This window comes from Oryzomonas sagensis, assembly GCF_008802355.1.
Lineage (GTDB): Bacteria > Desulfobacterota > Desulfuromonadia > Geobacterales > Pseudopelobacteraceae > Oryzomonas > Oryzomonas sagensis.
In genome coordinates this window covers 308474-335331 of record NZ_VZRA01000001.1, presented here as the reverse complement: position 1 = coordinate 335331, position 26858 = coordinate 308474, and the positions used below count along the sequence as shown (strand labels likewise).

At 63.6% G+C, this 26858-nt stretch carries 21 protein-coding genes; 8 read left to right on the top strand and 13 right to left on the bottom strand.

The genetic code is table 11. The features are described from left to right. The 4 genes from nuoL to F6V30_RS01525 are packed head-to-tail and all read left to right on the top strand — an operon-like array spanning nucleotide 1 to nucleotide 5588. Nucleotides 1-1887: an NADH-quinone oxidoreductase subunit L gene (gene nuoL / locus F6V30_RS01540; RefSeq protein ID WP_151154763.1), complete on the top strand. Its 1887-nt coding sequence runs from the start codon at nucleotides 1-3 to the stop codon at nucleotides 1885-1887. Next, nucleotides 1887-3377 carry a complex I subunit 4 family protein gene (locus F6V30_RS01535; RefSeq protein WP_151156376.1) on the top strand — a complete coding sequence of 497 codons (1491 nt, stop codon included), beginning with the start codon at nucleotides 1887-1889 and terminating at the stop codon, nucleotides 3375-3377. Before nuoL ends, F6V30_RS01535 begins: the two co-directional genes overlap by 1 nt. Next, nucleotides 3374-4777, top strand: a complete 1404-nt coding sequence (locus F6V30_RS01530; RefSeq protein ID WP_151154762.1) for an NADH-quinone oxidoreductase subunit N — start codon at nucleotides 3374-3376, stop codon at nucleotides 4775-4777. The genes F6V30_RS01535 and F6V30_RS01530 overlap by 4 nt, the downstream gene beginning before the upstream one ends. 13 nt (nucleotides 4778-4790) lie before the next feature. Continuing rightward, the gene (locus F6V30_RS01525; RefSeq protein ID WP_151154761.1) at nucleotides 4791-5588 is read left to right on the top strand and encodes a M48 family metallopeptidase; all 798 of its coding nucleotides are present in this window, start codon (nucleotides 4791-4793) and stop codon (nucleotides 5586-5588) included. Nucleotides 5589-5648: 60 nt separating this feature from the next. Here F6V30_RS01525 and F6V30_RS01520 read toward each other — a convergent pair whose 3' ends face one another. From F6V30_RS01520 to F6V30_RS01510, 3 genes are all read right to left on the bottom strand, one after another. Further along, on the bottom strand, nucleotides 5649-6182 hold the full coding sequence (locus F6V30_RS01520; RefSeq protein ID WP_151154760.1) for a DUF4337 domain-containing protein: 534 nt from the start codon (nucleotides 6180-6182) through the stop codon (nucleotides 5649-5651). 326 nt (nucleotides 6183-6508) lie between these two features. Further along, nucleotides 6509-7342, bottom strand: coding sequence for a 1,4-dihydroxy-6-naphtoate synthase (locus F6V30_RS01515; RefSeq protein ID WP_151154759.1), 834 nt, complete (start codon nucleotides 7340-7342; stop codon nucleotides 6509-6511). A 146-nt stretch (nucleotides 7343-7488) separates the two neighbouring features. Beyond that, entirely contained in the window at nucleotides 7489-8619 is a 1131-nt protein-coding gene (locus tag F6V30_RS01510) for an aminopeptidase (RefSeq protein ID WP_151154758.1), read from the bottom strand. Nucleotides 8620-8851: 232 nt separating this feature from the next. Between F6V30_RS01510 and F6V30_RS01505 the strand changes: the two genes are divergently transcribed. From F6V30_RS01505 to F6V30_RS01490, 4 genes are all read left to right on the top strand, one after another. After that, entirely contained in the window at nucleotides 8852-10873 is a 2022-nt protein-coding gene (locus F6V30_RS01505; RefSeq protein ID WP_151154757.1) for an FAD-dependent oxidoreductase, read from the top strand. Between the two features lie 257 nt (nucleotides 10874-11130). Further along, nucleotides 11131-13728, top strand: coding sequence for a molybdopterin-dependent oxidoreductase (locus F6V30_RS01500; protein ID WP_151154756.1), 2598 nt, complete (start codon nucleotides 11131-11133; stop codon nucleotides 13726-13728). A gap of 155 nt (nucleotides 13729-13883) precedes the next feature. After that, on the top strand, nucleotides 13884-15614 hold the full coding sequence (locus tag F6V30_RS01495; protein WP_338042753.1) for a radical SAM protein: 1731 nt from the start codon (nucleotides 13884-13886) through the stop codon (nucleotides 15612-15614). Then, nucleotides 15611-15790 (top strand): hypothetical protein, encoded by a 180-nt coding sequence (locus F6V30_RS01490; protein WP_151154754.1) that lies wholly within the window; start codon nucleotides 15611-15613, stop codon nucleotides 15788-15790. The genes F6V30_RS01495 and F6V30_RS01490 overlap by 4 nt, the downstream gene beginning before the upstream one ends. Before the next feature lie 28 nt (nucleotides 15791-15818). Here F6V30_RS01490 and F6V30_RS01485 read toward each other — a convergent pair whose 3' ends face one another. The 10 genes from F6V30_RS01485 to murD all read right to left on the bottom strand — a co-directional run bounded on the left by F6V30_RS01485 (nucleotide 15819) and on the right by murD (nucleotide 26718). Further along, nucleotides 15819-16094: a cytochrome c3 family protein gene (locus tag F6V30_RS01485; RefSeq protein ID WP_151156375.1), complete on the bottom strand. Its 276-nt coding sequence runs from the start codon at nucleotides 16092-16094 to the stop codon at nucleotides 15819-15821. A gap of 162 nt (nucleotides 16095-16256) precedes the next feature. After that, the gene (gene ftsZ, locus F6V30_RS01480) at nucleotides 16257-17426 is read right to left on the bottom strand and encodes a cell division protein FtsZ (protein WP_151154753.1); all 1170 of its coding nucleotides are present in this window, start codon (nucleotides 17424-17426) and stop codon (nucleotides 16257-16259) included. A gap of 309 nt (nucleotides 17427-17735) precedes the next feature. Next, a complete protein-coding gene (gene ftsA / locus F6V30_RS01475) occupies nucleotides 17736-18974 on the bottom strand; it encodes a cell division protein FtsA (protein WP_149307162.1) in 1239 nt (412 codons plus the stop codon). Nucleotides 18975-19007: 33 nt separating this feature from the next. After that, nucleotides 19008-19832 (bottom strand): cell division protein FtsQ/DivIB, encoded by an 825-nt coding sequence (locus tag F6V30_RS01470; protein WP_151154752.1) that lies wholly within the window; start codon nucleotides 19830-19832, stop codon nucleotides 19008-19010. A 2-nt stretch (nucleotides 19833-19834) separates the two neighbouring features. Further along, the gene (locus F6V30_RS01465; protein WP_151154751.1) at nucleotides 19835-20758 is read right to left on the bottom strand and encodes a D-alanine--D-alanine ligase; all 924 of its coding nucleotides are present in this window, start codon (nucleotides 20756-20758) and stop codon (nucleotides 19835-19837) included. Beyond that, nucleotides 20755-21645, bottom strand: coding sequence for a UDP-N-acetylmuramate dehydrogenase (murB, locus tag F6V30_RS01460; RefSeq protein WP_151154750.1), 891 nt, complete (start codon nucleotides 21643-21645; stop codon nucleotides 20755-20757). The genes F6V30_RS01465 and murB overlap by 4 nt, the downstream gene beginning before the upstream one ends. A 1-nt stretch (nucleotide 21646) precedes the next feature. Further along, entirely contained in the window at nucleotides 21647-23023 is a 1377-nt protein-coding gene (gene murC, locus F6V30_RS01455) for a UDP-N-acetylmuramate--L-alanine ligase (RefSeq protein WP_151154749.1), read from the bottom strand. Nucleotides 23024-23137: 114 nt separating this feature from the next. Then, nucleotides 23138-24253 carry an undecaprenyldiphospho-muramoylpentapeptide beta-N-acetylglucosaminyltransferase gene (murG, locus tag F6V30_RS01450; RefSeq protein ID WP_151154748.1) on the bottom strand — a complete coding sequence of 372 codons (1116 nt, stop codon included), beginning with the start codon at nucleotides 24251-24253 and terminating at the stop codon, nucleotides 23138-23140. Continuing rightward, the gene (gene ftsW, locus F6V30_RS01445; protein WP_151154747.1) at nucleotides 24250-25374 is read right to left on the bottom strand and encodes a putative lipid II flippase FtsW; all 1125 of its coding nucleotides are present in this window, start codon (nucleotides 25372-25374) and stop codon (nucleotides 24250-24252) included. Before ftsW ends, murG begins: the two co-directional genes overlap by 4 nt. 3 nt (nucleotides 25375-25377) lie before the next feature. After that, complete coding sequence (murD, locus tag F6V30_RS01440) at nucleotides 25378-26718, bottom strand: UDP-N-acetylmuramoyl-L-alanine--D-glutamate ligase (RefSeq protein WP_151154746.1); 1341 nt, start codon at nucleotides 26716-26718, stop codon at nucleotides 25378-25380. Nucleotides 26719-26858: the final 140 nt, after the last annotated feature.

Sequence of the window (26858 nt, the reverse complement as noted above, 5' to 3'; positions counted from 1 at the left end):
ATGCACCTCTACCTCGCCCTCATACTCCTGCTGCCGCTCCTGGGAGGCCTCTACAACGCCCTGCTGGGGCGGCTGCTGCCCCGCCGCGTGGGCGAGGCGGTGGCCTGCGGGGTGATCTGGGGCGCGTTCTGCTGCGCCGTGCTGGCCTGTGTCGGCTTCACCGGCCCGGTCAGGGTGGAGTTTGGCTCCTGGCTGGCCGCGTTCACTTTCCAGGCCCCCATCGCCCTGTATCTGGACCAGCTCTCCCTGAGCCTGACCCTGATGATCACATTCGTGTGCGGCCTGATCCACCTCTATTCCGTGGGCTATATGCAGGACGACCCGGCCTGGGCCCGCTACTTCGCCCTGCTGAACCTCTTCGTCTTTGCCATGCTGACCCTGGTGCTGGCCGAGAACCTGCCGCTCCTCTACCTGGGATGGGAGGGGGTCGGCTTCTGCTCCTACGCCCTGATCGGCTTCTGGTATACGGAGGAGAAGAACGCCACCGCCGGGCGCAAGGCCTTCATCACCACCCGCATCGGCGACACCGCCTTCGGCATCGCCATCGTCTGGATGTACCAGCTCTCCGGCTCCGTATCCATCACCCACCTGAACACCATGGGCGCGCTGGTCCCGGCTGCCATCGTGACGACCATCGGCCTGCTGCTGTTGGCCGGCGCCGCCGGGAAATCGGCCCAACTGCCCCTGTCGGTCTGGCTGCCGGACGCCATGGCCGGCCCCACGCCGGTGTCGGCCCAGATCCACGCCGCCACCATGGTCACGGCCGGGGTCTACCTGCTGGCGCGCATGTTTCCCCTGATCGGTTCCTCCGACACGGTGCGGGCCGCCATCGCCCTGACCGGCGGCATCACCGCCTTCTACGCCGCCACCTGCGCCTGCTGCCAGCGCGACCTGAAACGCATCCTGGCCTACTCCACCATCAGCCAGATCGGCTACATGGTGCTCGGCGTGGGGGCCGGGGCGCTGACCGGCGCGACCTTCCACCTGCTGACCCACGCCTTCTTCAAAGCGCTCCTGTTCCTGGGGGCGGGGTGCGTCATCACCGCCCTGCACCACCAGCAGGACATCTTCCGCATGGGGGGGCTCAGGACAAAGCTGGCAGCGGTCTACTGGCCGTTTTTGGCCGGAGCGCTCTGCCTGGCCGGGTTTCCCCTGACCGGCGGCTTCTTCAGCAAGGACGCCATTCTGGGTGGGGTTGTCGCCCAAGGCGGTCCCCTGTACGGTGGCCTGCTGCTCCTTGGCCTCTTTACGGCGCTGTTGACCTCCTTCTACACCTTTCGCATGGTCTTTGTGGTCTTTCATGGGGAACAGGGACATTCCCTCCCACCCGGCCCACTCCCATTGATCATGACCCTCACCCTCGTCCCCTTGGCCCTGTTGGGCTTATGCGGCGGCCTGCTCAATCTGCCCGCCTACCTGGGGTATCAGGGGCTTCTGGACGGCTTCCTCGGTTCGATCCCCGGTTTTGGGGGTGTTGAGCAGCCCCCGCATGCCGACGAGATCGCCCTGCAGATCGTCGCCGCCACCTTGAGCCTCACGGGTCTGGGCCTGGCGTGGTCCCGCTACACCGGCAGCCGACGGGCCGAAACCCTGGCCCGCGAGGAGGCAGGCCAGCCGGGGGCTCGGTTCCTGCTGAACGGCTGGTATCTGGACAGCCTCTACTGGGTGCTGGTCATCAATCCGTTCAACCACCTGGCGCGTTTCCTCTGGAAGCGGTGGGACGAGGCCGGCATCGACGGCACCCTGGACGGCCTGGCTCGTCTCACCGCCCGCCTGGGTGGCCTGCCCGCCGCCTGGAGCAGCGGCCGGGTGGCCACCTCCCTGTTCGGCCTGGCGGCCGGGGTCTGCGTGGTGCTGGTTTACCTCGTTTGGGTGACGCTGTCATGATGGCCGATCTGCCTCTCCTGACCATCCTGGTCTTCTTCCCCCTGGCGGGCGGCCTGCTGATGCTGCCGGTCTGGAAGCGCCCTGTGGCCGCGCGGCCGCTGGCCCTGGGGGTGATGACCGGAGAGTTGCTGCTGGCGCTCTGGCTGTACGCCTCGTGGCACGGGCTGGCGGCGCTGAAACCGATCCTGCCCGGTTACCTGCTGGTGGAGGACGCGCCGTGGATCGGGGCCTTCGGTATCCGTTACACCCTGGGGCTGGACGGCATATCGCTCCTCATGGTCATGCTGACCGCCTTCAGTTTCTGTGTGGCCCTGGCGGTGTCGTGGCGCGCCGTCGGCGAAAAGGTCGGCCTGTTCCTGGCGCTGCTCCTGGCCATGGAAACCGGCATCATGGGGGTCTTCCTGGCCCTGGACCTGGCCCTGTTCTACCTGTTCTGGGAGGTGATGCTGATCCCCATGTTCTTCCTGATCGGCATCTGGGGGCATGGCCGGCGCATCTATTCCACGGTCAAGTTCTTCCTCTTCACCATGTTCGGTTCGCTCCTGATGCTCCTGGCGATCATCGCCCTGCACCTGCTCCATGCCCAACAGAGCGGCGTGGCCACCTTCGGGCTGCAGCAACTGATCGCGACCCGGTTGCCGGGCGGTACCCAGCTCTGGCTGTTCGGCGCCTTTTTCCTGGCATTCGCCATCAAGTTCCCGCTCTTTCCCCTGCACACCTGGCTGCCGGACGCCCATACCGACGCCCCTACCGCGGGGAGCGTGATCCTGGCCGGGCTTCTGCTCAAGACCGGGAGCTACGGCCTGCTCCGTTTCGGCTACCCGCTCTTCCCCCAGGCGGCCCAGACCTTGACCCCCCTGTTCTACACCCTGGCCATCGCCGGCATCGTCTACGCCTCGCTGGTGGCCTTTGCCCAGGAGGATATGAAGCGCCTCATCGCCTATTCCAGCATCGGCCACATGGGATACGTGGCCATCGGCATCGCCGCCTGGCAACCGGTGGCGCTGTCCGGCTCCATCATCCAGATGGCCAACCACGGTGTGACCACCGGCGCCCTGTTCGCCATGGTGGGCATGCTGGACGAGCGGGCGCACACCCGGGAGATCAACGCCTTCGGCGGATTGTGGGGCAAGATTCCGCTCTGGTCGTTCTTCTTCCTGCTCTTCTCCATGGCCTCGGCCGGCCTGCCGGGGCTGAACAACTTCGTGGGCGAGTTCCTGGTACTGTCCGGCACCTTCACCAGGTCCCCCCTGGCGGCGGGGCTGGCCTTCACCGGCATCGTCCTGACCCTGGTGTACACGGTGCGGCTGGTGCAGGAAGTGGTCTTTCAGACGGAACGCACACCCTTGCCGCTGGCGGACCTGGATCGCCGGGAACTCTGCCTCCTGGCCGTGCTGGCCCTGCTGGTGGTCTGGATGGGCGTGCATCCCACGCCGCTTCTGGATCTGATCCACGGACCGGTGCAGCTTCTGGTTGGAGGGGCGCCATGACAAATGCCGACCTGATGGCATTCATGCCTTTGATTATCCTGGCCGGCGGCAGCGTCGTGGTCTTATTGGCGGGGGCGGTACGACCGGGGGGATGGCTGTATGAGTTGGCTCTCGCTTTTGTCGTCGCCGCCCTGGTGTGGACGATTGCCCTCCCGGCTAACGCCGTCATGCCGGGCCTTGCCGTCACCCCCTTCTCCCGTTTCTTCGCCGTCTTCCTCGACAGCACCGGTCTGGTGGCCCTGCTGCTGGCCTCCGGCTACAACAAGCGGCGCGGCATCGTGGGGGAGGAGTATCCGGCCACCCTGCTCTTCGCCCTGGCCGGCATGGGGGCGGCCTGTGCCGCCACCGATTTGCTGATGTTGTTCCTCGGCCTGGAGGCCTTTACCTTTGCCTTTTACATCCTGGTGGCCGTTGAACGGGATTCGGTCCGGGGAGGCGAGGCAGGGCTGAAATACCTGCTCAACGGCACCCTGTCTGCGGCCATCCTGGCCATGGGGATCGCGCTGGTCTATTGCAGCCGCGGTACGCTCAAACTGGCCGAACTGGCCCTGCAAGCGGCCCCGCCCGAGCCGTTGTTCCTGGCTGGGGTCTGCATGGTCCTCGTGGGACTGGCCTTCAAACTTTCCTGGGTTCCGGCCCATCTCTGGACCCCGGACGTGTACCAGGGGGCGCCGGCGCCGGTAACGGCGCTCCTTTCCACCGCCTCCAAGGGGGCCTCGGCGGCGGCCGTGCTCCTCGTCCTGCCCCTGGCGGCCGTATGGCGCGGCGGTCACGACATCCTCTGGGGCCTGGCGCTCGCCACCCTGGTCTGCGGCAACCTGGCGGCCCTGGTGCAGAGCAGCATCAAGCGGCTTTTGGCTTGGTCGTCGGTGGCCCAGATGGGGTATGTGGCCCTGGCCTTTGTGGCCCTGCCGGCCGGTGGGGCACGGGCCGCGCTCTTCTACATCGTGGCCTATGCTGCGGCCGGGCTGGCCTCCTTCGGGGCGGTAGCGGTCCTGTCGGATGGCACGGACCGGGACGCCATCGAACAGTACCGCGGCCTGGGCTACCGCAATCCCCTGGCCGGTGCGGCCCTGGCGGTGGCGCTGTTCTCCCTGACCGGGATACCCCCGGCTGTCGGTTTCATGGCCAAGTTCGCGGTTTTCAGCGCCGCGCTGCGGGCCGGCGAAACCGCCCTGGCCGTGGTGGGCGCCCTCTCTGCCCTGGTGGCGGTCTTCTTCTATCTGCGGGTGGTGGTTGCGCTCTACATGCGGCCTGCCGACGGTGGGGACGCGCCGGTGCGCCGCCTGTCCATCTCCGAGAGTGTCGCCCTGGCCATCCCCACCGCCGCCATCCTCTTCCTTGGCCTCTCTCCTTCCCCGCTGCTGGATGTGGTGGCCCATATTCTGAGATTGCCGTGAGGAGGTGGTCCTGATGTCTGGACGAATTGCACCAATACTCTGCCTGGCCTTTGCCCTGGCCGCGTGCAGCACCGTTCCCATCACCGGGCGCTCGCAGCTCAACCTGATCCCCGGCTCGTCCATGATCTCCATGAGCCTGCAGCAGTACGACCAGTTCCTGAAGGAGCACAAGGTCAGCGCCAACATGGAGCAGACCCGGGTGGTCAAGCGGGTGGGGGCGCGGGTCCAGGATGCGGTTGAACGCTACTTTGCCGCCAGCGGCCTGAGCGGGCATCTGGCCAACTACAAGTGGGAGTTCAATCTGGTGGAAGACAAGCAGGTCAATGCCTGGTGCATGCCGGGGGGAAAGGTGGTCGTCTATACCGGTATCCTGCCGGTCGCCCAGGGGGAAGCGGGCCTGGCCGTGGTGATGGGGCATGAGATCGCCCATGCCATCGCAGAGCACGGCAACGAGCGCATGAGTCAGGGGCTGATCACGCAAATGGGCGGGGTGGCGCTCTCCACGGCGCTTGCCACAAAGTCGGCCGCCACGCAGCAGCTCTGGATGTCGGTGTACGGCGTCGGGGCCCAATACGGGGCCATCCTCCCCTACAGCAGATTGCAGGAAAGCGAGGCCGACCACCTGGGGTTGATCTTTATGGCCATGGCCGGTTACGATCCCCACGAGGCGGTTGTCTTCTGGCAACGCATGGCCGCACAGAAAGGGGGGCAGGCGCCCCCGGAGTTCCTCAGCACCCATCCGTCCGATGCCACCCGGATCACGGGGATAGAACGCCTGATACCGGAAGCCATGTCATACTACCGGAAATAAGCATGAGAAAAGGCCGCCCTGGGATCGGGCGGCCTTTTTGGCGTCAGCTGTGGGAGGCTTTCAGTAAAAGAGCATCCAGGCATCCAGAAAGAAGAACAGCCACCCCAGGTTGCACACGAGGGCGATGTACCAGAGGTAGTGGCGCTTGGTCAGGCTGGCCAGGGATGAAAGCATGATGGCTATCTGGAGGAAGATGAGGGCGTAGGCGAAGTTGCCACCCATCTCCTGGGCCTTGAGTTTGGTCTTGGCGATACCCTCCGCCTTGTCCTTGATCTCCTTTTTGTCATTATCGTAGCGCTTGATCTCCTCACCGTATTTGGCGAGGGTCTTCTCATAGTCGGCGGCCACTTCGGGCGGCAGTCCCCTCTGGGCATGGTACTGCAACTCCAGCGCCTTTTTGTTCATTTCAAAATTATGCTGTTTGATGCTCTTGGCCTGATAATAGGCCCACTGGTCGCTCTCCTGCCCTTGGGCCATGATGGCGCGGGACGAGTATTTCCCCATATAGAGCGTAGTCAGGGCGGCCAGGACCGCCACGATGGCCGTGGACAGCGCCAGCCACCCCTGCCATTTTTCCTTCTGTTCTTCCGCCATACATCTTCCTCCTGCACAATGAACGTTTTAGGGATGCAACATAATCATATCGGTGTTGTTTGTAAAGGGGCGGTCGGCATCACCTGAATCCGTGACGCCGCCACGCCTCCGTTCGTCCGGAAGGCTACCGAAAACCCCCAAGTTGTTCAAAAATAGTCAGATCGTCGCACCCGCTCGACAGGCCTTGCGGAGGCGTAGCAGCGCTACGCCGCACAATTTCACTCGTGGAATTGGACCGCGAAGGCGCCCGCAGGGTGAGGCCAAAGGCCTCAGTCACAAAAGGGCCTTCGAGGACGAAGGCCTGATGGCTGTTTTTCAACAACCTCCTAGCCAAAAAGCGGCGCCGTGGAGGTCGGGACAATGCCCGTCTTCTCGGCCCGTTCCATGAGGCACTGAATGGCCCTGATCCCCTCGTCCCCCAGATCGCTGGAGAAGTCGTTGACATACAGGCCGATGTGGGCCGAGCAGACCTCTGCGTTCATCTCCTGGGCGTGCTCACGGATGTAATGGGCCGCGGCGGCGGGGTTGGCCCGGGAGTAGGCCACCCCGTCCCGCAGGGCCCCCTCGATGGCGGCGATGGTGTCTGCCCCCAGGGAACGCCTGGCGACGATACCCCCCAGGGGGATCGGCAGGCCGCTCTCCCGTTCCCACCACTCCCCCAGGTCGAGCATCTTGTGCAGGCCGAACCCCTGGTAGGTAAAACGGGATTCGTGGATGATCACGCCGGCGTCCACGTTGCCGTTCAGGACGGCATCCATGATCTCGTTGAAGGGCATGACCAGGAAATTTTTCAGGGTGGGATCGAACATGCGCAACAAGAGCAGCGCCGTGGTCAAGCGTCCCGGGATCGCGATGGTCTTGTCGCGCAGATCGTTGGGATCTATGGGGTCTTTTGCCACCAGGAGCGGCCCGCAGCCCCGTCCCAGGGCGCTGCCGGAGCGGAGCAGGGCGTACTCATCGCGGATATGCCCCAGGGCGTGGTAGGAAACCTTGGTGACGTCCAACTCACCCTTGAGGGCCAACTGGTTGAGGGTCTCCACATCCTCCAACCGCTCCCGGTAGGAGATGCCGCGGGTGTCCACCAGATCGTGGACGAGGGGGTAGAACATGAAGGTATCGTTGGGACAGGGGGAAAAACCGAGGGTGAGTGGATTACTCATGGCAACTCCGTTCTATAACTCGGGATCGGGTCCGTCCGCTTCGTTGCGCCCTAGGCGCCCGGCATCCGAACCCTTTACAATGTTGTTTGGTTAGTGCGGGGACACACGGGACTCCGCCCGTTTGCCCGGATCGCATTCTCTGGCGGTTAAACCAGCATCTTCCCGTCATCGATAAGGACCCGCTCACTCCCATCGGCCATGATGGCCGTCACGGTCGGGTGGTAGAAGACGTAATCCTCATGGAACGGGGCGCTGACCCGGCCGCCGAAGCCGGAGTTGTCCCCCAGGGCGATGTGGATGGTGCCGAGGATCTTCTCGGCTTCCAGCACATTGTCCGGCCGGCTGGCCTTGTCGTTGGTGCCGATGCCCAGTTCGGCGATGTTCCGGCAGTTGGCGTCCTCGGCGAATTTGGCCTCAAGCTTGGCGCGATGCCGGTCCGCTCCCTCGATCCGCGCCACGGTGCCGTTCTCCACGAAGAGACGCAGCGGCTCGTCCAATTTGCGGGTCGGCGCCCACTCGATCACCATGATGCCGTGACTTTTGCCCTCCAACGGCGCAAGATATCCCTCGCCGGCCGGGAGGTTGCCGAAGCAGCCGGGCGCGGTCAGCAGACCGTCGTCCCCCCCGGCGTGGCGCCCCTGTTTGCAGATCATCATGTCGGTGCCGTTGGGGCAGGTGACCCGTACCCACTCCGCCCGGTTGACCGCCGCCACCAGCCGGGCGGTGCGGTCTGCCAAGGCCTGCCAGTCCACGGTCATGGAACTGTGGAACATGTCCGGGTCGAAGTGGGGCAGACTGGCGAAGCGTGTGCCGGTGGCGCAGGCCAGGGCGCGGTAGCGGGTATGGCTGGTGGAGTTGTTGGACAGGGCGATGATGACGTCGGCCACGGCGTGCCGGTGGGCCAGGATGATCTCCCGGGCGGTGCCGATCTCGTCGGGTGCAGCCTGTTTTGCCAGGAGCTTTGCCAGGAGCCCCGTCCGTTCCAGTTCGGCGATGGCGTCTGCGCCGAAGGTCGCCAGCCAGAGCTCCCGGGGCGGCTCGGCTCCCGAGGCAGGGGTGGCGGGGAATTCCACGAAGCCGCCGCTGCCATACGTCCTCGCGGCGAATGCCGCCGCCATGCGGGCGGTGGCATGCAGGCGTACGCGCCGGTCCCGGTCGCTTGCGGAGACCGTTTCGTCGGCCCGGATCGTGTCGCTGAACACCAGGACCCGTTCATTGGCGCGGATACCCATGTTGGTTTCAAAGAGTGAACGAAATGCTCCGTCGAGAGGGGTCATGACCGTATCCTTCCATAGCGTGGGGTACTCCTGTCACCTCTCTATAGCACAGAATGGCGCAAAGGTGAAACCGCTTGAAAGGCAGTGGTATGCAAAGATTTTTTTTCCCTTGATTTCTGGAACATTATTGTGCTACTCATGCATACTGTATACACTTTGCTTATGCAAAATTTAACAATAATTGCAAGAGTTTAACCCCTTGACTCCCGGGGGCCGGTTTTTGGAGGTTCGAGTGTCTTCAGTACTCTTTTCCACGTGGGGCAGAAACGTCGTTGACAACAGGAATGTTTCCGGTGAACCGCAGGCGGTCGCCTTCAAGCTGCCGGCGGCCTTTGACGGCGAACGTCCCTTGCGCGCGTTCATGGGGTGGGATGGCATCATTCTGTTCGACAAGACGGTTGATGTGCCGGCCATGACGGCCGAGTACATGAAGCGCGTCCAGACCCTGTACTGCTGCGGCAAGTGCACGCCGGGCAAGAAGGGCACCAAGGTGTTGATGGACCTGCTCAAGGGGGTGTTGGACGGTACGGCCAAAGAGACCGACCTGGACATGGTCGGGGATCTGGCGGAACTGCTCAGGAATTGCAAGTGCACCCTGTGCCAGAGCGCCACGGTGCCGGTCTTCGATGCGGTACAACACTACCGCGCCGAATTCGTCACCCGCCTCCATGAACGGCGTGCGGTCAACAACACCGACGGATACCTCCACAGGATCACCGCCCCCTGCATGGACAGATGCCCGTCCCATATCGACATCCCCCGGTACATCGAGGATATCAAGAACCTCCGTTTTTCCGATTCCCTGGCCACCATCCGCGAGAACATGCCGCTCCCGGCCGTCTGCGGGCGGGTCTGCCCCCACCCCTGCGAGAGCGCCTGCCGCCGCAAGAACGTGGATGATGCCATCAACATCATGGTGCTCAAACGATCCGCCTCGGATTACGAACGAGTGCACAAACTTGCCCCCCCCATGCAGCCCAAGCCGCGGAAGAGCAAGACCGTCGGCATCGTGGGCGCCGGTCCTGCCGGTCTGGCCGCCGCCTATTACCTGGCCCTGGAAGGATACCCCTGCACCATCTACGAGGCGCTGCCGGAAGGGTACGGCGGCGGCATGATCGCGGTCGGCATCCCGGCCTACCGCATGCCGCGCACGATCCTGCAACGCGACATCGACATCATCCAGTCCCTGGGGGTCGAGATCGTCTATAACTGCCGCGTCGGCACGGACATCTCCCTGGCCGACCTGAAGAAGAAGCACGACTCGGTGTTCATCGCCCCCGGCGCCCACCGCTCCAAGCCCATGGGTGTGGAAGGGGAGGACAAGGGGTACAAGGGCTTCCTCAAGGGGGGGATCGACTTCCTGCGTGAGGCCTACATGGGCAAGCCGACCGGCATGGGCAAGAAGGTCGTGGTGGTCGGTGGGGGCAATACCGCCATCGACTGCGTCCGGGTCGCCCTGCGCGAAGGTGCCCAGGACTCCTACCTGGTCTACCGCCGCTCCCGCAAGGAGATGCCTGCCGATGTGTGGGAGGTGGACGGCGCCGACGAGGAGGGGGTCCAGTTCGAGTTCCAGGTGCTCCCCACCCGGATCATCGCCAACGAGCAGCACGAGGTGGTCGGCGTGGAATGCGTCCGCATGGAGTTGGGAGAGCCCGACGCCTCCGGCCGCCGCCGTCCCGAACCGATGGCGGGCAGCGAGTTCGTCATCGAGTGCGACACGGTCATCCCGGCCATCGGCCAGGACGCCGACCTGGGGTTCATTCCCCCCGATATGGGCATCGACATCAGCAAGTGGAATACGGTGGTCACCAGGCACCTGTCCCTCAAGGATGCGGCGGGAAAGGATCTCAAGGACGGCATGGGCAACCCGCTCTCCCGCTTCCTCATGACCGACTGCGACGGGGTCTTTGCCGGCGGCGACGCCGAGATCGGCCCCCTGACCGTGGTGGCCTGCGTGGGCAATGCTCACCGTGCCGCCCGGGTAATCCAGCGCTGGCTGGAGGAGGGCAAGGCCTATCTCACCGAAGACGATATCTTTGACGACCTCTTAACCTACCTGGGGGTATACGACAAGGGCGAGAAGGTGGCCTGGCTCGATGCCGCCGGGCGCGCCAACCAGAAAGAGGTCCACGGCAGAGAGCGGGCCGGCCTCAAGAACTACAACGAGGTCGAACTGGGTTTCAGCGACAGCACTGCCCAGGCCGAGGCCGACCGGTGTTTGCGCTGCTACCGCATGGCCATGGCGGTTGTGTAGGGAGGTTGTTGAAAAACAGCCATCTCGCCGCCTCCTCGAAAGCCCTTTCGTGCGGCGTAGCGCTGCAAACCCTCACCCAATCCCTCTCCCAGAGGGAGAGGGCAAGGCATGCTCTCCCCCTCTGGGGGAGAGATAGAGAGAGGGCCTGCCTCCTCAGGGCTCTCTCCGGGGGCGACGATCTGGCTATTTTTGAACAACCTATGAATTTTTGAATAGCCTGCTAAGAGAAAAATAGCACTTAAAGTCTGGAGTTGCACATGGTTACGCTGACGATTGACGGCAGACAGATACAGGTCCCTGCAGGGACGACCATCCTGGATGCGGCCGCCGGGCTGGGGATCAAGATCCCGACGCTCTGCTGGCTGAAAAAGGTTTCCACCACCGGGGCCTGTCGTATCTGTGTGGTGGCGATCGAGGGGGTTGACCGGTTCATGACCGCCTGCAACACCCCGGTCAAGGAAGGCATCGTTGTCACCACCACGTCGCCGCAGTTGGAGAAAGCCCGCAAAAAGACGCTGGAGTTGATGCTGGTCAACCACCCGCTGGACTGCCCGGTGTGCGACGCCGGGGGCGAATGCGACCTGCAGGATACCTGCTTTGCCCTCAAGGTGGACCGGAACGAGTATGCCGCCGAGCGGGAACCTCTGCCGATCGTCTACGACTGGCCCCTGATCGAGAATTGCTCCACCCGCTGCATCCTGTGCGAGAAGTGCGTCAAGGTCTGCCACGAGATCGTGGGGGCCGATGCCATCGAGGTCAAGAACTGCGGCGACCGCTCCCTGATCGGCACCGTGGACGGCAAGCCGCTTGATTGCGATTTCTGCGGCAACTGCATCAACGCCTGCCCCACCGGCACCCTGATCAGCAAACCGTTCAAGTTCCGCGGCCGCCCCTGGACCTTCGACGTGACCAGAAGCGTCTGCGCCTTCTGCTCGTCCGGCTGCCAGATCGACTACCATTCCCGCGACGGCCGCGTGGAGCGGGTCACCAGTTCCGATGACGGCTTCAACCGCGGCAACCTGTGTATCAACGGCCGTTTCGGCTATGCCGCCTTCAACTCTTCCGGCAGACTGACCGAACCACTCCTCAAGGACGCAGCCGGCAAACAGCAGGAGGCCGGCTGGGATCAGGCCCTGGGCACGGTTGCGGCCCGTTTGAAGGATATCGTTTCCGCAAGCGGCGGGGCCAGTGTGGCCGGTATCGGTTCGCCCCGGGTGACCAACGAGGAGAGTTATCTCTTCCAGAAGTTCCTGCGTGGCGCCGTGGGCACCAACAACATCGACTCCGAGGCGCGTCTCGGCTATTTCCCGGCCCAGCTCATCCAGTGGCGGATGCTGGGCTACAGCGGCGGAACCGTTGCCATGGACGCCATTGAGCAGGCCACGGCGGTCGTGGTCCTGGGGAGCGACCTCAAGGCCGAATCGGCCGGTTTTGCCTACCGGGTGATCCGGGCCGCCACCCGGAACGACGCCAAATTGGTCGTGGCCGGTGCCCGCGCCAGTTGGATCACGCCGTTCGCCAACGCGTTTCTCCAGTACCGTTCCGGCGGCGAGGCCTGGCTGGTGGCCGGCCTCAACAAGGCTATCCTGGCTGAAGGGCTTGAAAACAAGGCTTTCATCGACGCCGATACCAAGGAGTTCGCCGCGTTCACCACGGCCCTCGGCGGGATCACCTTTGAGCAGATCGCCGAGGCGAGCGGCGTCGGCGAGGCCGAGTTGCGCGAGGCGGCTCGCCTCATAGGCGTTAACGGCCGCGTGGCCGTCATCTACGGTGCCGAGGTCATGCGCTCCGTTGATGCGGCCAATGCCGTCACCGGCGTGGTCAATCTGGCCCTCCTGACCGGGGCGGCCGGCACGGGCGGCGCCGGTATCTATCCGCTGGACGAGAAGAACAACACCCAGGGGATGCTGGACATGGGGGTCTGCCCCGAGTATCTGCCCGGCTATCACGACTACGCCCATGCCGCCGCCCGCTTCGGTGCGGATTGGAAGGTCGCTGTTTCCACCACGCCGGGCAAGGATCTCTTCCAGATCGTCGAAGGGATCGAAAAGGGCGAAATCCGTGCACTGTACGTCATGGGAAGCGACCCGCTGCATTTCATGCCGGACCGCACCCGCATCATGAAGGCTCTTCAGAAGCTGGACCTGCTGGTGGTGCAGGACCTGTTCCTGACCGACACCGCCCGTCTGGCCCACATCGTGCTGCCCGCCGCCAGCGGGGCCGAGAAGTCCGGCTCCTTCACCTCCGTGGACAATCGGGTGCAGTGTTTCCCACGGGCCGTGGCCCCGGCCGGCGATGCCCGCACCGACGGCGAGATCCTGGCGAAGCTGCACGATCTCGTGTCGCCCGTAGCGAATATCACGGCGGCGTCGGCGGAAGAGCTGCACCATGAGATCGCCCGGCTGACCGGGCTCTACAGCGAGCAGTGCGACCACGAGGGGTGCCGTATGGGGCGGGCCAAGAACCGGCCGGCCCTCAGCGACAAGCCGGCGACGTTTGCGCCGGTAACGCCCGCCTCCCCTGCCCGGCGGGATGGGGCCTACCCCCTGAGCCTCATCATCGGGCCGGTGCTGCACCACAACGGCACCTTCTCCACCTGGTCGGACAACAATATGGCCGTTGCCGGCGAGGCGTATGTGGAGATAGCGCCAGCGGATGCCCGCAAGGCGGGTATCGTCACCGGAAGTGCGGTCAAGATTTCCTCCTCCCGGGGGAGCATTCTCCTCACCGCCAAGGTACTGGAGACGGCCCCGGAGGGCACGCTGTTCGTCCCTGCCCATTTCCGGGAGGCCCAGGTGAACCTCTTGACCCAGGGGGCGGGGAACACGGTGGGGGTCAAGCTGGAAAAGGCCTGATGCCGGACCTACATTGGCTGAAAGGCCCAGGTCGTTCAAAAATAGTCAGATCGTCGCACCCGCAGAAAAACCCCGCGGAGGCGTAGCAGCGCTACGTCGCACAAGGGGTTTTCGAGGACGGCGGCGAGATGGCTGTTTTTCAACGACCTTTTTGTTTGCCTGATCCCGCGCTGCGCCTGTATACTCGTCCCATGACCTGGAAGATCAGACAAAAACTGCGCGCCCTGCTGGAGGCGGAGACCAGCCTGCGCCCCGATGTGCGGAGCCGGGGCGGGCAGCTCGCCGTCTGCCTCGTCTACCCCAACTCCTACCAGACCGCCATGAGCAGCCTGGGGTTCCAGACGGTCTTCGGGCTCCTGGCGGAATCTGCCGATATCCTGTGCGAACGGGCCTTTCTACCCGACCGGGAGGATCGGGAGGAATACCGGCGCAGCGGCACGCCGCTCCTCTCTCTGGAAAGCCAACGCCCCCTGGCTGATTTCGACGTCGTCGCCTTTTCCACCTCCTTCGAGCCTGACTACCTCCATATCCCCCTCATGCTGGAACTGGCGCGTATCCCGGTTTCGGCTGCCGGGCGCACCGCTGCCGATCCCCTGATCATTGCGGGAGGGGCGGCGTTTTTCATCAATCCCGAACCGGTGGCCGACTTCCTGGACGTCGTCTGCATCGGCGAGGGGGAGGAGCTCATCCCGGCCCTGGTGTCGTGCTTGATGTCCCCCCAGCAGGGGGGGAGGGGAGGGTTGTTGTCCGCCTTGGCCGCCCGGCCCGGCTTCTATGTCCCGAGCCTCTACCGACCGCGGTACGATACCGATGGCTGCCTGACCGGCTTTGAGGGTGCTCCGGGCGCCCCGCTGCCGGTGGTGCGCGCCTGCCCCGTACTGGAACAGCATCGGCCGGCGGCGTCCCTCATCCTGACCGACAACACGGAATTCGGCGACATGTTCCTGGTGGAGGTGAGCCGGGGGTGTCCGCGCGGTTGCCGCTTCTGTAGTGCGGGTTTCATCTACGGCCCCTTTCGCCAGCAGCCCTTCGAGCACCTCACGGCTGCGGTGGACGAGGGGCTCAGGCACCGCTCCAAGGTCGGGCTGGTGGGGGCGGCGGTGTCGGACTACCGGGATATCGGCCGCCTCTGTAGCTACATTGTGGAAAAAGGGGCCAAGGTCTCGGTCTCGTCCCTGCGCATCGACCGGCTGGACAGCGCCATGCTTGATGCCCTGACGCAAAGCGGCCACAAGACCATCTCCCTGGCGCCGGAGGGTGGCTCCCAGCGGCTGCGGGACCTGATCCGCAAGAACCTGAACGAGGGGCAGATCCTGGATGCCTGCGACATGCTGATCTCCCGGGACATCCTGAACCTGAAGCTGTACTTCATCATCGGCCTGCCGACGGAGACGGAGGCTGATCTGGATGAACTGCTCCGGCTGGTGGCGGCCATCCGCGAGCGGGTGTTGGAGCGGGCGCGGGCCAACAAGCGGATCGGCGAGATTATCCTGTCGGTCAACCCCTTCATTCCCAAGCCGTTCACCCCCTTCCAGTGGTGCGGCATGGAGCCGCTCGCCTCCTTGGAGCGCAAGGTGAAGCTCCTGGAAACGGCCGTGCGTGCCATGCCCAACGTGCGCCTCAAGGTGGAAAGCCTGCGGGAGTCCTACCTCCAGGCCCTGCTGTCCCGGGGGGACCGGCGGCTCTCGGCCCTGGTGGCCGCCATGGCCGCGGGGTGTTCCCTCAAGAAGGCGGCCAAGCAGTGCGGGATCGATACGGACGGCTATGTGTGCCGCGAGATCCCCGAAGATGCGATCCTGCCCTGGAGCGTCATCGGCACGGCGGACCGGGAACATCTGAGGAATGAGTACGAACGAGCCATGGGGGGAGGGGAGAGGACGCCATGAAGCGATGCAGCATCTGCAAGCAGGAGTTTGATGAGACTGGTGAGCGTTCGGAATACGCCGAGGCCGGGGAATGGCTGGCTGGCGAGGTGTGGCAGGATGCCGGAGAACTGTGCCCCCTCTGCCTCGAGAACCGGGCCAGGCTGGTGATGATGTACTGCCCGGAGTATAACACTTAAAGCCGGTTATCTTTCTTTCAGCGTCCCGCTAATCATACACCTTCGCATGGCAGCCGGCGCAGTGATACGGCCCCGCATTCCGCTCCCCGTGGCACCCCTTGCAGTTCTTGTGCGCCCACTCCTTGCCGAAACCCTCGATCTTGCCCGGCCCAGCTTCGTGACAGGGCCTACAGGTGTGGGTGGCGAGCATGTGGGCCTTGTGCCTGAATGTGACCCCGTTTTTCATGGGGATGACTTCGGGGGCGGCGCAGGCCGTGCCCGCCAGCAGCGCCACGGCAACAATACCTGTGGCAACGGGAATCATCTTTCTGCCGTGTGCGGTTTCGATCCAATCCATGTGCGTCAACCTTCGTGCCGTGGGACGTTGTAATGCAGGATTTTGGGGTACAAAAAACCCGGTTCTTCAGAAGAAGCCGGGCAGAAAGAGGGGAGGCATCGCTGCCTCCCCTCGTTGTTGGTGCGCTGTCTAGTCCACCGATTTCCGCAGGAAGGTCGGGATGTCGTACTGGTCCTCGTCGTCCTCGATAAAGGAAACGGCCGGCCTGATGCGGGTGGCGTTCTCCGTCTGCTGACGGTCGCGGATATGGGTGGGGATGTCCAGCCACTTCTTGTTGACCGTGCTTTTCTCACCCAACGGGGTGACATTTTGGCGCAATTCGCGGCCCCGTTCCATGTCGAAGCGGTCGCCGAAACCGGTGACGATGGCGGTGACCTTGATCTCATCCTCAAGGCTCTCGTCGATGACGACGCCGATGATGATATTGGCGTCTTCGTGGACCTTCTCGTGGACGGTCTTGTTGACCGCGTCGAAGTCGTCCATGGTCATGGCGGATGAGCCGGTGATGTTGACCAGTACGCCCTTGGCGCCGGAAACGTCGATATCTTCCAAGAGCGGGCTTGAGATGGCGCATTTGGCCGCTTCCACGGCGCGGTTTTCGCCTTTGGCGATACCGATGCCCATCATGGCCATGCCGCGTTCGCTCATGATGGACTTGACGTCGGCAAAGTCGACGTTGATGAAGCCGGAGGTGGTGATCAGGTCTGAAATGCCCTGCACGGCCTGGCGCAGGACGTCGTCGGACGGTTTGAAGGCGTCCAGGATGCCCAGCGAGCGGGGGGCGATATTGAGCAGGCGGTCATTGGGGATGATGATCAGGGAGTCCACATGCTTTTTCAACTCGCGGATGCCCTCTTCGGCCTTCGCCATGCGCTGTTTGCCCTCGCGGGAGAACGGCTTGGTGACGATGCCGACGGTCAGCGCCCCGGCTTCCTTGGCCGCCTCGGCAATGACCGGTGCTGCGCCGGTGCCGGTGCCGCCGCCCATGCCGGCGGCGATGAAGATCATGTCGGCGCCCTTGAGCATTTCTGTCATATTTTCCCGGTCTTCAAGGGCCGCATCCCGACCGATGTTGGGATTGGCGCCGGCCCCGAGCCCCTTGGTCAGCTGCCCGCCCAGCTGCAGCTTGACCGGCGCCTTGGAGTGGCGCAACGCCTGGGCGTCGGTATTGGCAACGATAAAATCGACTTTATGTATGTTATTGGCGATCATCGTGTTGACGGCATTGCCGCCGCCGCCGCCCACGCCAATCACTTTGATAATGGCACTTTGTTCAATCGTTTCATCAAATTCGAACATTGTGGTTCCCCCTTAATAAATGGCAGATACTTCTTATCCCGTTGACACTGAAATGTAACCGCAATTGCCGCAAGAATCAAAGGAAAAATCATTAAAATCTTCGTAAAAATGCGCCGTCATCAAATTCGGTTTATCGGATTCTGAAAGGGATGGCTGCCCACGCCGGGCAGATCTCGGAGGGCGTCGCGGGATCGGACGGAGACGAGAGTGGAGGCACTCGGAAGCTGCGGTCTGTGGTGGTTGACGAACGGCCATCGTAACCCCTCGGTCAACAAGGCGATTCTGGTTTTCCGCGTTAACGGCAGCGTCTCAGAAAAACTCCCTGAACCATGTCTTCATCCGCCGCACGGCATTGCTGAAGATGCTGTCCTCCGACTTGCTGGTGGGGAATTCCCGGGCGCCGAAGTTGCGGCTGCCGTAGACGATGAGGCCGACACCGGTTGCATAGACCGGGGAGTTGACCACGTCAACCAGGCCGCCGATCCGTTGGGGCAGGCCGCGGCGCACCGGCAGGTTGAAGATCTGCTCGGCCAGTTCGGGCATTCCCTCCAGGATGCTGGAACCGCCGGTGATGACCACGCCCGAGGCGATGGAATCCTCCAGGCCGGACTTGATGATCTCGCGGTTCACCAGGGTGAACATCTCCTCCACGCGGGGGCCCAGGATCTCGCACAACACGTTGCGGGACAGCTCCCGCGGCTTGCGGCCGCCGACGCTGGGCACCTCGATCTTGTCGTCCTTGCCCACCAACGCAGAAAGACAGCAGCCGTACTTCTGTTTGATCTTTTCCGCCTCGGCCATGGGGGTGCGCAGGCCGACGGCGATGTCGTTGGTCAGGTGGTTGCCCCCCAGGGAGAGGACCGACGTGTATTTGATGGCCCCTTCGGCAAAGATGGCGATGTCGGTGGTGCCGCCGCCGATATCCACGAGGCAGACACCCAGTTCCTTCTCGTCGGCCGACAGAACGGCCTCGGAGGAGGCCAGCTGCTCCAGCACGATATCGGCCACGTCCAGGCCGGCCCGGTTGCAGGATTTGACGATGTTCTGGGCGCTGGCCACGGCGCCGGTGACGATGTGCACCTTGGCCTCCAGGCGAACGCCGCTCATGCCGAGCGGTTCGCGGATGCCGTCCTGTTCGTCGATGATGAATTCCTGCGGCAGGATGTGGATCACCTCGCGGTCCATGGGGATGGCGATGGCCTTGGCGGCGTCGATCACCCGGCGCACGTCTTCCTGGGCCACCTCGCGATTCTTGATGGCGATCACCCCCTGGGAGTTGATCCCTTTGATGTGACCGCCGGCGATGCCGGCATACACCGACTTGATCTCGCAGCCGGCCATCAGCTCGGCCTCGTCGATGGCCTTGCGGATGGAGGCAACCGTGCTCTCGATGTTGATCACCACCCCTTTGCGCAAACCGCTGGACGGGCTGGTGCCGATGCCGACGATGTCGATGCCGTCCTCCGTGACATTGCCCACAATGGCACAGATTTTGGTGGTGCCGATATCGAGACCGACAATCAGATTATCTCTTTTGGTTGCTGACATGCGCCCCCCTGCCTCATATGAAAATAGTAATTATTAACCTTTTTTTACCACGATCTTGTCGTTGTAATCGAGATCGATGTAATGCAGCGTGGCTCGCTGGGCCATGAGTTCCCGGTAGATGCGGGCAAACCGATCCACCTTGGCGGCGAAATCGCCGGAGCCGATCTTCACCGGCAGTGCGCCGGAAGAGGTAAACATCGTGAATCCGTAGCCCTTATCGTAATGAATCTCCGATACATCTGCAAGGATAAATGCGCCTTTTTCACGCAAAATCGTGAGCAGGTCGCAGGTCGCTTTGAGGGCTTCCCGGGTCCCGGCCGGGTCGGTGTTCAGGTCCTCTTCGCTGAAGCCGGTGATGACCGGGTAATCCAGGCGGTCCCCCTGGTTGAGTACCTTGAAGACGTTGCCCTTGGTATCCAGGTAGTAGATGAAGCCCATGTTGACCACGGCGAGCGGTTCGCGTTCGGTGACGGCGATGGAAAGGCCGTCCGGGAGGTAGCGCCGGATACGGACCGACTCGATCCAGGGATTCCGCATGAGGTGCTCGCCCATGAGCTTAAGATTCATGCGCAGCAGGTCCCCGCCCGGTTCGGCACCGGCGATGGCCAGGATCTCCTCCCGGGTCAGGCGCTTGGAATTGGAAACCTCCACATTCTTGAGGCGGAAGAAGGTTGCGGAGGAAACGGCCCGGTAGATGCCGAAGAACAGTGCGCAGAGCAACATCGCGCCGCTCAGGCCAAGGGTAACCTTGCCCAACGGGCGCAGGTATTTCTTCAGGTCCAGCGGTTGGCGCTGAATCTTGACCTTGTTGACGGCCACCTTTTTACGGTGGTATGGCGAGGCTGCGAAATCGCGCATCTTCAGTCTGCCTTGATCGAGAGTGTTGCCGCGTCGATGATGCGTGACACCAGCGCCTCAAAGGAAAGCCCGGCGCCCTTGGCGGCGATCTCCGGCAACAGCGACAGGGCGGTCATGCCGGGCAGGGTGTTGACCTCCAGGACGTAACATTCCCCGTCTGCGGTGACGAGCAGGTCTACCCGGCTGTAACCGCTGCACCCCAGGGAGCGGTGGGCCGCCAGGCCGGTTTGCAACGCCTTTTCGTACAGAGGCCCTGACAGGCGGGCCGGAAAGATATGCTCGGCCATGCCGTCGGTATACTTGGCTTCGTAATCGTAGAATTCGCCCTTGGGCACGATCTCGATGGCGCCGACGGGGCGGTCCTCCAGGATGCCGACCTGCACCTCCTGCCCCTTGATGTACTGTTCCACCAGAATCTCGCTGTCGTGGCGGAAGGCCAATTCAAGGGCGGGAACCAGTTGCCGTTCCTCCCTGACGATGGAGATCCCCACCGAAGAGCCCTCCTGCACCGGTTTGACCACCAGGGGCAGGCCGAAGGGGAGCTCCGGGAGCCGTACCGCCTCGCCCCGGCGGAAATGGCGGAAGGGGGCCGTCAGGATACCGCTTGCCGTGAAGGTCTGTTTGCTGAAGAGCTTGTGCATGGCCAGGGCGCTGGCCAGAACCCCGGAACCGGTATAGGGGATCTGCAGCAGCTCCAGAAGCCCTTGGATACAGCCGTCCTCGCCGTAGCGTCCGTGCAGGGCGATGAAGGCCGCCTGGACCCCCTCCCGTTCAAGCACCGCCGCCAGGTCGCGACCCACGTCGATGGCCACGGCATCGTACCCTTGGGCAATCAGGGCCTTGTGCACGGCGGCGCCGCTGTTCAGGGACACCTGCCGTTCCGCCGAGAGCCCCCCCATCAGCACGCCGATTCTTTTGTCTTTCATGGTTCCTCTCCTACGATCCTGACCTCTTCCTCAAGCTGCACGCCGGTTGCCGCGAATACCGCCTCCTTGACCCTTGTGGCCAGTCCCAGGAAGTCGGCCGCCGTTGCCCCGCCGCGGTTGATCAGAAAATTGCTGTGTACCTTCGACACCTGGGCCCCGCCCACCGTGACACCGCGCAGGTTGGCCCGGTCGATCAGCCGCCAGGCGGCCTGGCCCGAAGGGTTCTTGAAAAACGACCCGGCACTGGGAAAGCCCACGTTGTGCTTCGAGCGCCGCAATTCCGTATCCTTGCGAATCTCTTCCTCGGTCTGCTGCGGGTCGTATTCCACGAGTCTGAACAGGGCGGCCAGCACGATTGCCCCCACCGGCAGCGTCAGGCGGCGATAGCCGTAATCCAACTCCTCCCTGCGGTACTCGGCCACCGTGTCCCCCAAGAGGAGTGTCAGGGATTCCAACCGTTCCAGGACCCCCGAGCCATAGGCTCCGGCATTCATCTTGACCGCTCCCCCCACCGTGCCGGGGATGCCGGAGATGTAGCCGATGCCGCCCAGGCCCCGTTCCTGGGCGAAGCGTACCAACGCCAGGTTTTCCACCCCGGCTTCGGCCCGGATCAACCGTTCGCCCGCCTCGCTGATGCGGTTGAAGCGCGCCAGGGAGATCACCGCTCCCCGGATGCCGCCGTCCCGCACCAGCAGGTTGTAGCCACGGCCGATGGTCAGCCAGGGCGCCTGGCGCTCCTTCAGGCTGCGCACCAGCGTCAGCAGGTCGTCCGCGTCCTCCGGCTCGGCGTACAGGTCGGCCGCCCCGCCCACCTTGAGGGAGGTATGCCTGCTCATGGGCTCGTCGTACAGCAGTTGGCCCCGTATGCTGATGTTCTCCAGATTCAGATCATGCCTCCAGCCGTTTGACCAGCGCCTCGCCCTGCTGCCAGATGCTCCCGGCCCCGAGGGTGATGACGATATCGCCTTCCCTGACGATCCCGGCCAGGTGTTCGGGGATCAACTCCCGGCCGGCGATGTAGGTCACGTCCTTCTGGCCGTGGCGCCGAATCTCCTGGGAGAGCCGTTCGGCGCTTACCCCTTCGATCGGCTGTTCGCCGGCGGCATACACATCGGTCACGATCAGCACGTCGGCGTCGTAGAAGGCGGTGACGAACTCGTTGAACAGTTCATGCGTGCGGCTGTAGCGATGAGGCTGGAAAACCGCGACGATGCGCCGCTCCGGCCATCCCTGGCGCGCCGCTGCCAGGGTCGCCTTGATCTCGGCGGGATGGTGGCCGTAATCGTCCACTACCATGATCCCGCGGGGTTCTCCCTTGACCGTGAAGCGCCTTCCCACCCCCCCGAAGGCGGCAAAGCCCTCCTGGATGGCGGCAAAGGGGATGTCCAATTCCAGGGCCACCGCGATGCAGGCCATGGCGTTGAGCACGTTGTGGGAGCCGGGCATGGGAAAGGTGATCTCTCCCAGCCGGTACCCCTTGTAATGGGCCACGAAGGACGTGCTGAAACCGTCGTGCCTGACATGGGTGGCACGGATGTCGGCCTGGGAGGAGAGGCCGTAGGTCATATAGCGCTTTTTCACCCGGGGCAGGATTTCGCGGATGTTCTTGTCGTCCAGGCAGAGCACGGCCAGGCCGTAAAACGGCACCTTGTTGATGAACTCCACAAAGGTGTCCTTGATCTCGTCGATGCCGCCGGAATAATGGTCCAGGTGGTCGGCGTCGATATTGGTCACCACGGCGATGGTGGGGGAGAGCACCAGGAAGGAGCCGTCCGATTCGTCCGCCTCGGCCACCAGGAACTGCCCCTGCCCGAGCCGGGCGTTGGTGCCGATGGCATTCAGCTTGCCGCCGATGACGATGGTCGGGTCGATGCCGGCATGGCCCAGGATGGAGGCGGCCATGGAGGTGGTCGTGGTCTTGCCGTGGGTGCCGGCGATGGCAATGCCGTATTTCATGCGCATCAGTTCCGCCAGCATCTCGGCCCGGGGGATGACCGGCACGTGCAGCCGTTTGGCCTCCACCACCTCGGGGTTGTCGTCGTGCACGGCAGAGGAGATCACCACCACGTCGCAGCTCTTCAGGTTTTCAGCCTTGTGGCCGATGCCGATCTCGGCCCCCAGGGAGGCGAGGCGGTCCGTGGTGTCGGAGTTGCGCAGGTCGGAGCCGGACACCTTGTAGCCGAGGTTGATGAGCACCTCGGCGATGCCGCTCATGCCGATGCCGCCGATACCGACGAAATGGATTCTTTCTATTTTACCGTACATGGTCAACACCTCTTTGCCATTGAGCCAGAGAGAATGGCAGCCATCCGAACAGCGCCTTTTGCCGGAATGCTTCCCTTTGTGTCTGCGTGTCTCTGTGGCGGATGTAATATTTTTTTATAGTGTCTTCATCATCTCGTCCACGATGATCCGGGCCGCGTCCAGCCGGGCCAGACCGAAGGCCAGTGCCCCGGTGCGTTGTACCGTCTCCGGGCTTTCGGCCAGTTCGTGGATGATCCCGGCCAGCCGCTCCCCTGACAACTCCCGTTCCAGCAGCATGAAACCAGCCCCCTTCTTGAGGAACGCCTCGGCATTCCTGCGCTGGTGGTCATCCACCGCAAAGGGGAAGGGGATGAACAGGCAGGCCTTGCCGCAGGCCGTCACCTCGGCGATGGTGGTGGCCCCGGCGCGGCAGATCACCAGATCGGCCCGCCGGTAGACCGCAGCCATATCCTGGATGAACGGCATGACGCTGGCGTTGAAGCCGTGGTTGCGGTAGGCCTCGGCCACAAGGGCCGCGTCTTTCTCGCCGGTCTGGTGGGTGATCTCCAGTCTGGCGGCGTAGCGTTCCAGATGGGGCAGCGCCGCCAGCATGGCCATGTTGATGGCGTGGGCTCCCTGGCTGCCGCCGAAGATGAAAAGGCGAAAGGGGCCGCCCCCACCGTTTCCGTACTGCTGTTGGTGAATCTCCGCAATGGAGGGGGGCGTCTGTCCCGCCACCATCTCCAGGATCTGCCGCCGCAGCGGGTTGCCGGTCAAGAGCGTCTTTCCCTTGGGGAAAAAACGGGACGACTCGTCCAGGGTGATGAACACCCGGTCGACGAATTTCGCCAGCAGGCGGTTGGTGAGGCCCGGGATGGCGTTCTGCTCGTGGATGAAACAGGGGAGCCGCATGCCGCGGGCCGCCAGTACCATGGGGAGCGAGGCGTAGCCTCCCACGCCCATCACCATGTCGGGGCGCCATTCTTTCAGGATCTTGCGGGATTGGGCGTACCCGTAGAACATCATGGCCGCCCCCCTGATCTGGCTCAGCCCCCCCTTGCCGCGGATGCCGGCCGCCGAGATCAGCTCGAGCCGGTAGCCTGCCGCCGGGACGGCGCGGGCTTCGATGCCCCGTTCGGTGCCGACGAACAGTACCTCGTTGGCCGGGTCGCGGGAGAGAAACTCCTCGGCCACGGCGATGCCGGGAAAGAGATGGCCGCCGGTGCCGCCGCCGGCAATCAGCAGTCTCATTTTTCCTCCTTCAGACTGATCGGTGCGATCTTCAGCCCCGAGGAGATGTTGAGCAGGATGCCTACGGCGAACAGGCTGATCAGGAGCGAACTGCCGCCATAGCTGATAAAGGGGAGCGCCAGCCCCTTGGTGGGGAGCAGGCCGGTCACGACCCCCATGTTGACCGTGGCCTCGATGCCGAACAGCACGGCGATCCCCAGGGCCAGAAAGCGTCCGAAGGTGTCGGGCGCGGCCACGGCAATGCGCATGGCGCGCTGCACCAGCAGGAAGAACATGCCGATGATGACCACCACCCCCAGAAACCCCAGCTCTTCCCCCACCACGGAGAGGATGAAGTCGGTGTGGGCCTCGGGCAGGTAGAAGAGTTTCTGTTTTCCCTCACCCAGGCCCTGGCCGAAGACGCCCCCGGTCCCCAGGGCCAGCCAGGACTGGATGATCTGAAAGCCTTTCCCCTCCGGGTCGCTCCAGGGGTTGAGGAACGCCTCCATGCGTCCTTTATGGTAGCCCCTGCTCAATTTGTACATCAGAAAGGGCATGGCCAACAGCAGCATGGAGAAGATGTACACCAGCCGCGTGCCGGCCGCGAAGAGCATCACCATGGCCACGAACGCCAGGGTCAGCGCCCCCCCCAGGTCCGGTTGGAGCACCAGCAGGCTGATCAGGAACATGAGCACGATCATGTAGGGGATGAAGCCGGCGGTCAGGGATTTGACCTTGTCCTGCTTTTTGTCCAGGGAATAGGCCATGTACATGATCAGGGCCAGCTTGGCCATTTCCGACGGCTGCAGGTTGAAACCGGGCAGCTTGATCCAGCGGGACGAGCCGCCGGCCTTGCCGCCGATGCCCGGTATCAGGACCAGGCCGAGCAACACCAGGCAGAGCAGCAGCCCCGGTACGGCTACCCGTTTCCAGGTATGGTAATCGACCCGCATCACCGATAGCATGATGCCAAAGCCCAACAGGGCGAACAGACCCTGGCGCTTGAGGAAGAAAAAGCCATCGTGAAAACGTTTCGCGGCCATGACCGACGACGCCGAATAGACCATCACCACCCCGAAGCAGGTCAGGGCAATGGCCATCAGCATGATCACCAGATCATATTCGTCGAGTTTTTTGAACATGGGTTAGAGAGCCTTTACCGCTGCAATATACCGCTGAGCCCGCTCTTCGTAGCCGCTGAACATGTCGAAGCTGGAGCAGGCCGGCGACATGAGGACGGTCCCCCCGGGCTCCGTGATTCGGGCCGCCAGGGCGACCGCCTCCTCCAGGGTCGCTGCCCGGCGGGTGTCGGTCAGGGACCCCAGCTCGGCCTGCATGCGGCCGGCCGCCTCGCCGATCAGAACCAGGTGCCGCACCCGGTCCCGCACCAGGGGCTCCAGCGGGGCGTAGGAGCCGCCCTTGTCCTTGCCTCCGGCGATCAGGGTGATGGCGTCGAAGCTTTCCAGCGCCTTTTCCACGCTCCCCACATTGGTGGCCTTGCTGTCCTCGTAATAGCGGACGCCGTTCTTCTCGGCCACGAACTCCATGCGGTGGTGCAGCGCTCCAAACCCCTGGACGGCCTCGAAGCTGGCGTCAGGCCGGCACCCCAAGAGCAGCGCGCAGGCCAGGGCGGCCATGATGTTCTCCAGGTTGTGCACCCCCTGGAGGCGGATGTCCCTGGTGGGAAAACGCTCCTCCCGGCCGTTGTGGCGGCAGACGATCACACCGTCCCGGTGGAAGATCCCTTCGGTCAACTCCAGCTTGCGGCTGAAGGGGAACAGGTGCGCCCGCAACCCCTGGGCGTAGCGCCACACCAGTGCGTCGTCCCGGTTGACCACGGCAAAATCCGTGGCTTCCTGGTTCTCGAAGATGCGCAGCTTGGCGTCGATATACTCCTGGTAGCTGGCATAGCGGTCCAGGTGGTCCTCGCTCAGGTTCAGCAGGGCCGCCACCCGGGGACGGAAGGTGCCGATCCACTCCAGTTGGAACGAACTGATCTCCGCAACCACCCGGTCCACCGGTTCGCCCGACTCCACCAGCTCGATCAGCGGATTGCCGATGTTCCCCCCCACAAAGGTGCGGTAGCCATTGGCCCTGAAGATCTCGCCGGCCAGGGTCGTGGTGGTGGTCTTGCCGTTGGTGCCGGTGATGGCCGCCAGCGGCGCGTCGATGAAGCGTGAGGCCAGCTCGATCTCGCTGACGATCTCCCGGCCCGCTGCCGCGGCCTTCACCAGCAGGGGGTGGTCCTGGGGCACGCCGGGCGAGACCACGATCAGGTCGGCGCCGGTGAAGTCCCGCTCATCGTGGCTGCCCAATACCTTCCGGATGTCACAAGCCGCCAGCTCCGCAAGTTGGGAGGCAAGGGCCGATTCATCACGCATGTCGGTCACGGTGACGCGGGCGCCCCGCGCGGCCAGGAAGCGGGCGCAGGCCACGCCGGTTTTGGCCAGGCCCACGACGAGGATGTTGTTGTCATTCAGTTCCATAGTGAGACCTTCATTTTTGCCGTGGAGCCACAGCGGCCCGGAGAAAATCTTTGCAGATCACTCATACGTCCTTTGTTCTTCTCGTCTCTTGTACGCGGATAGTTATTCTTCATCTTCACTTCTGCCTATCATGCGCTCAA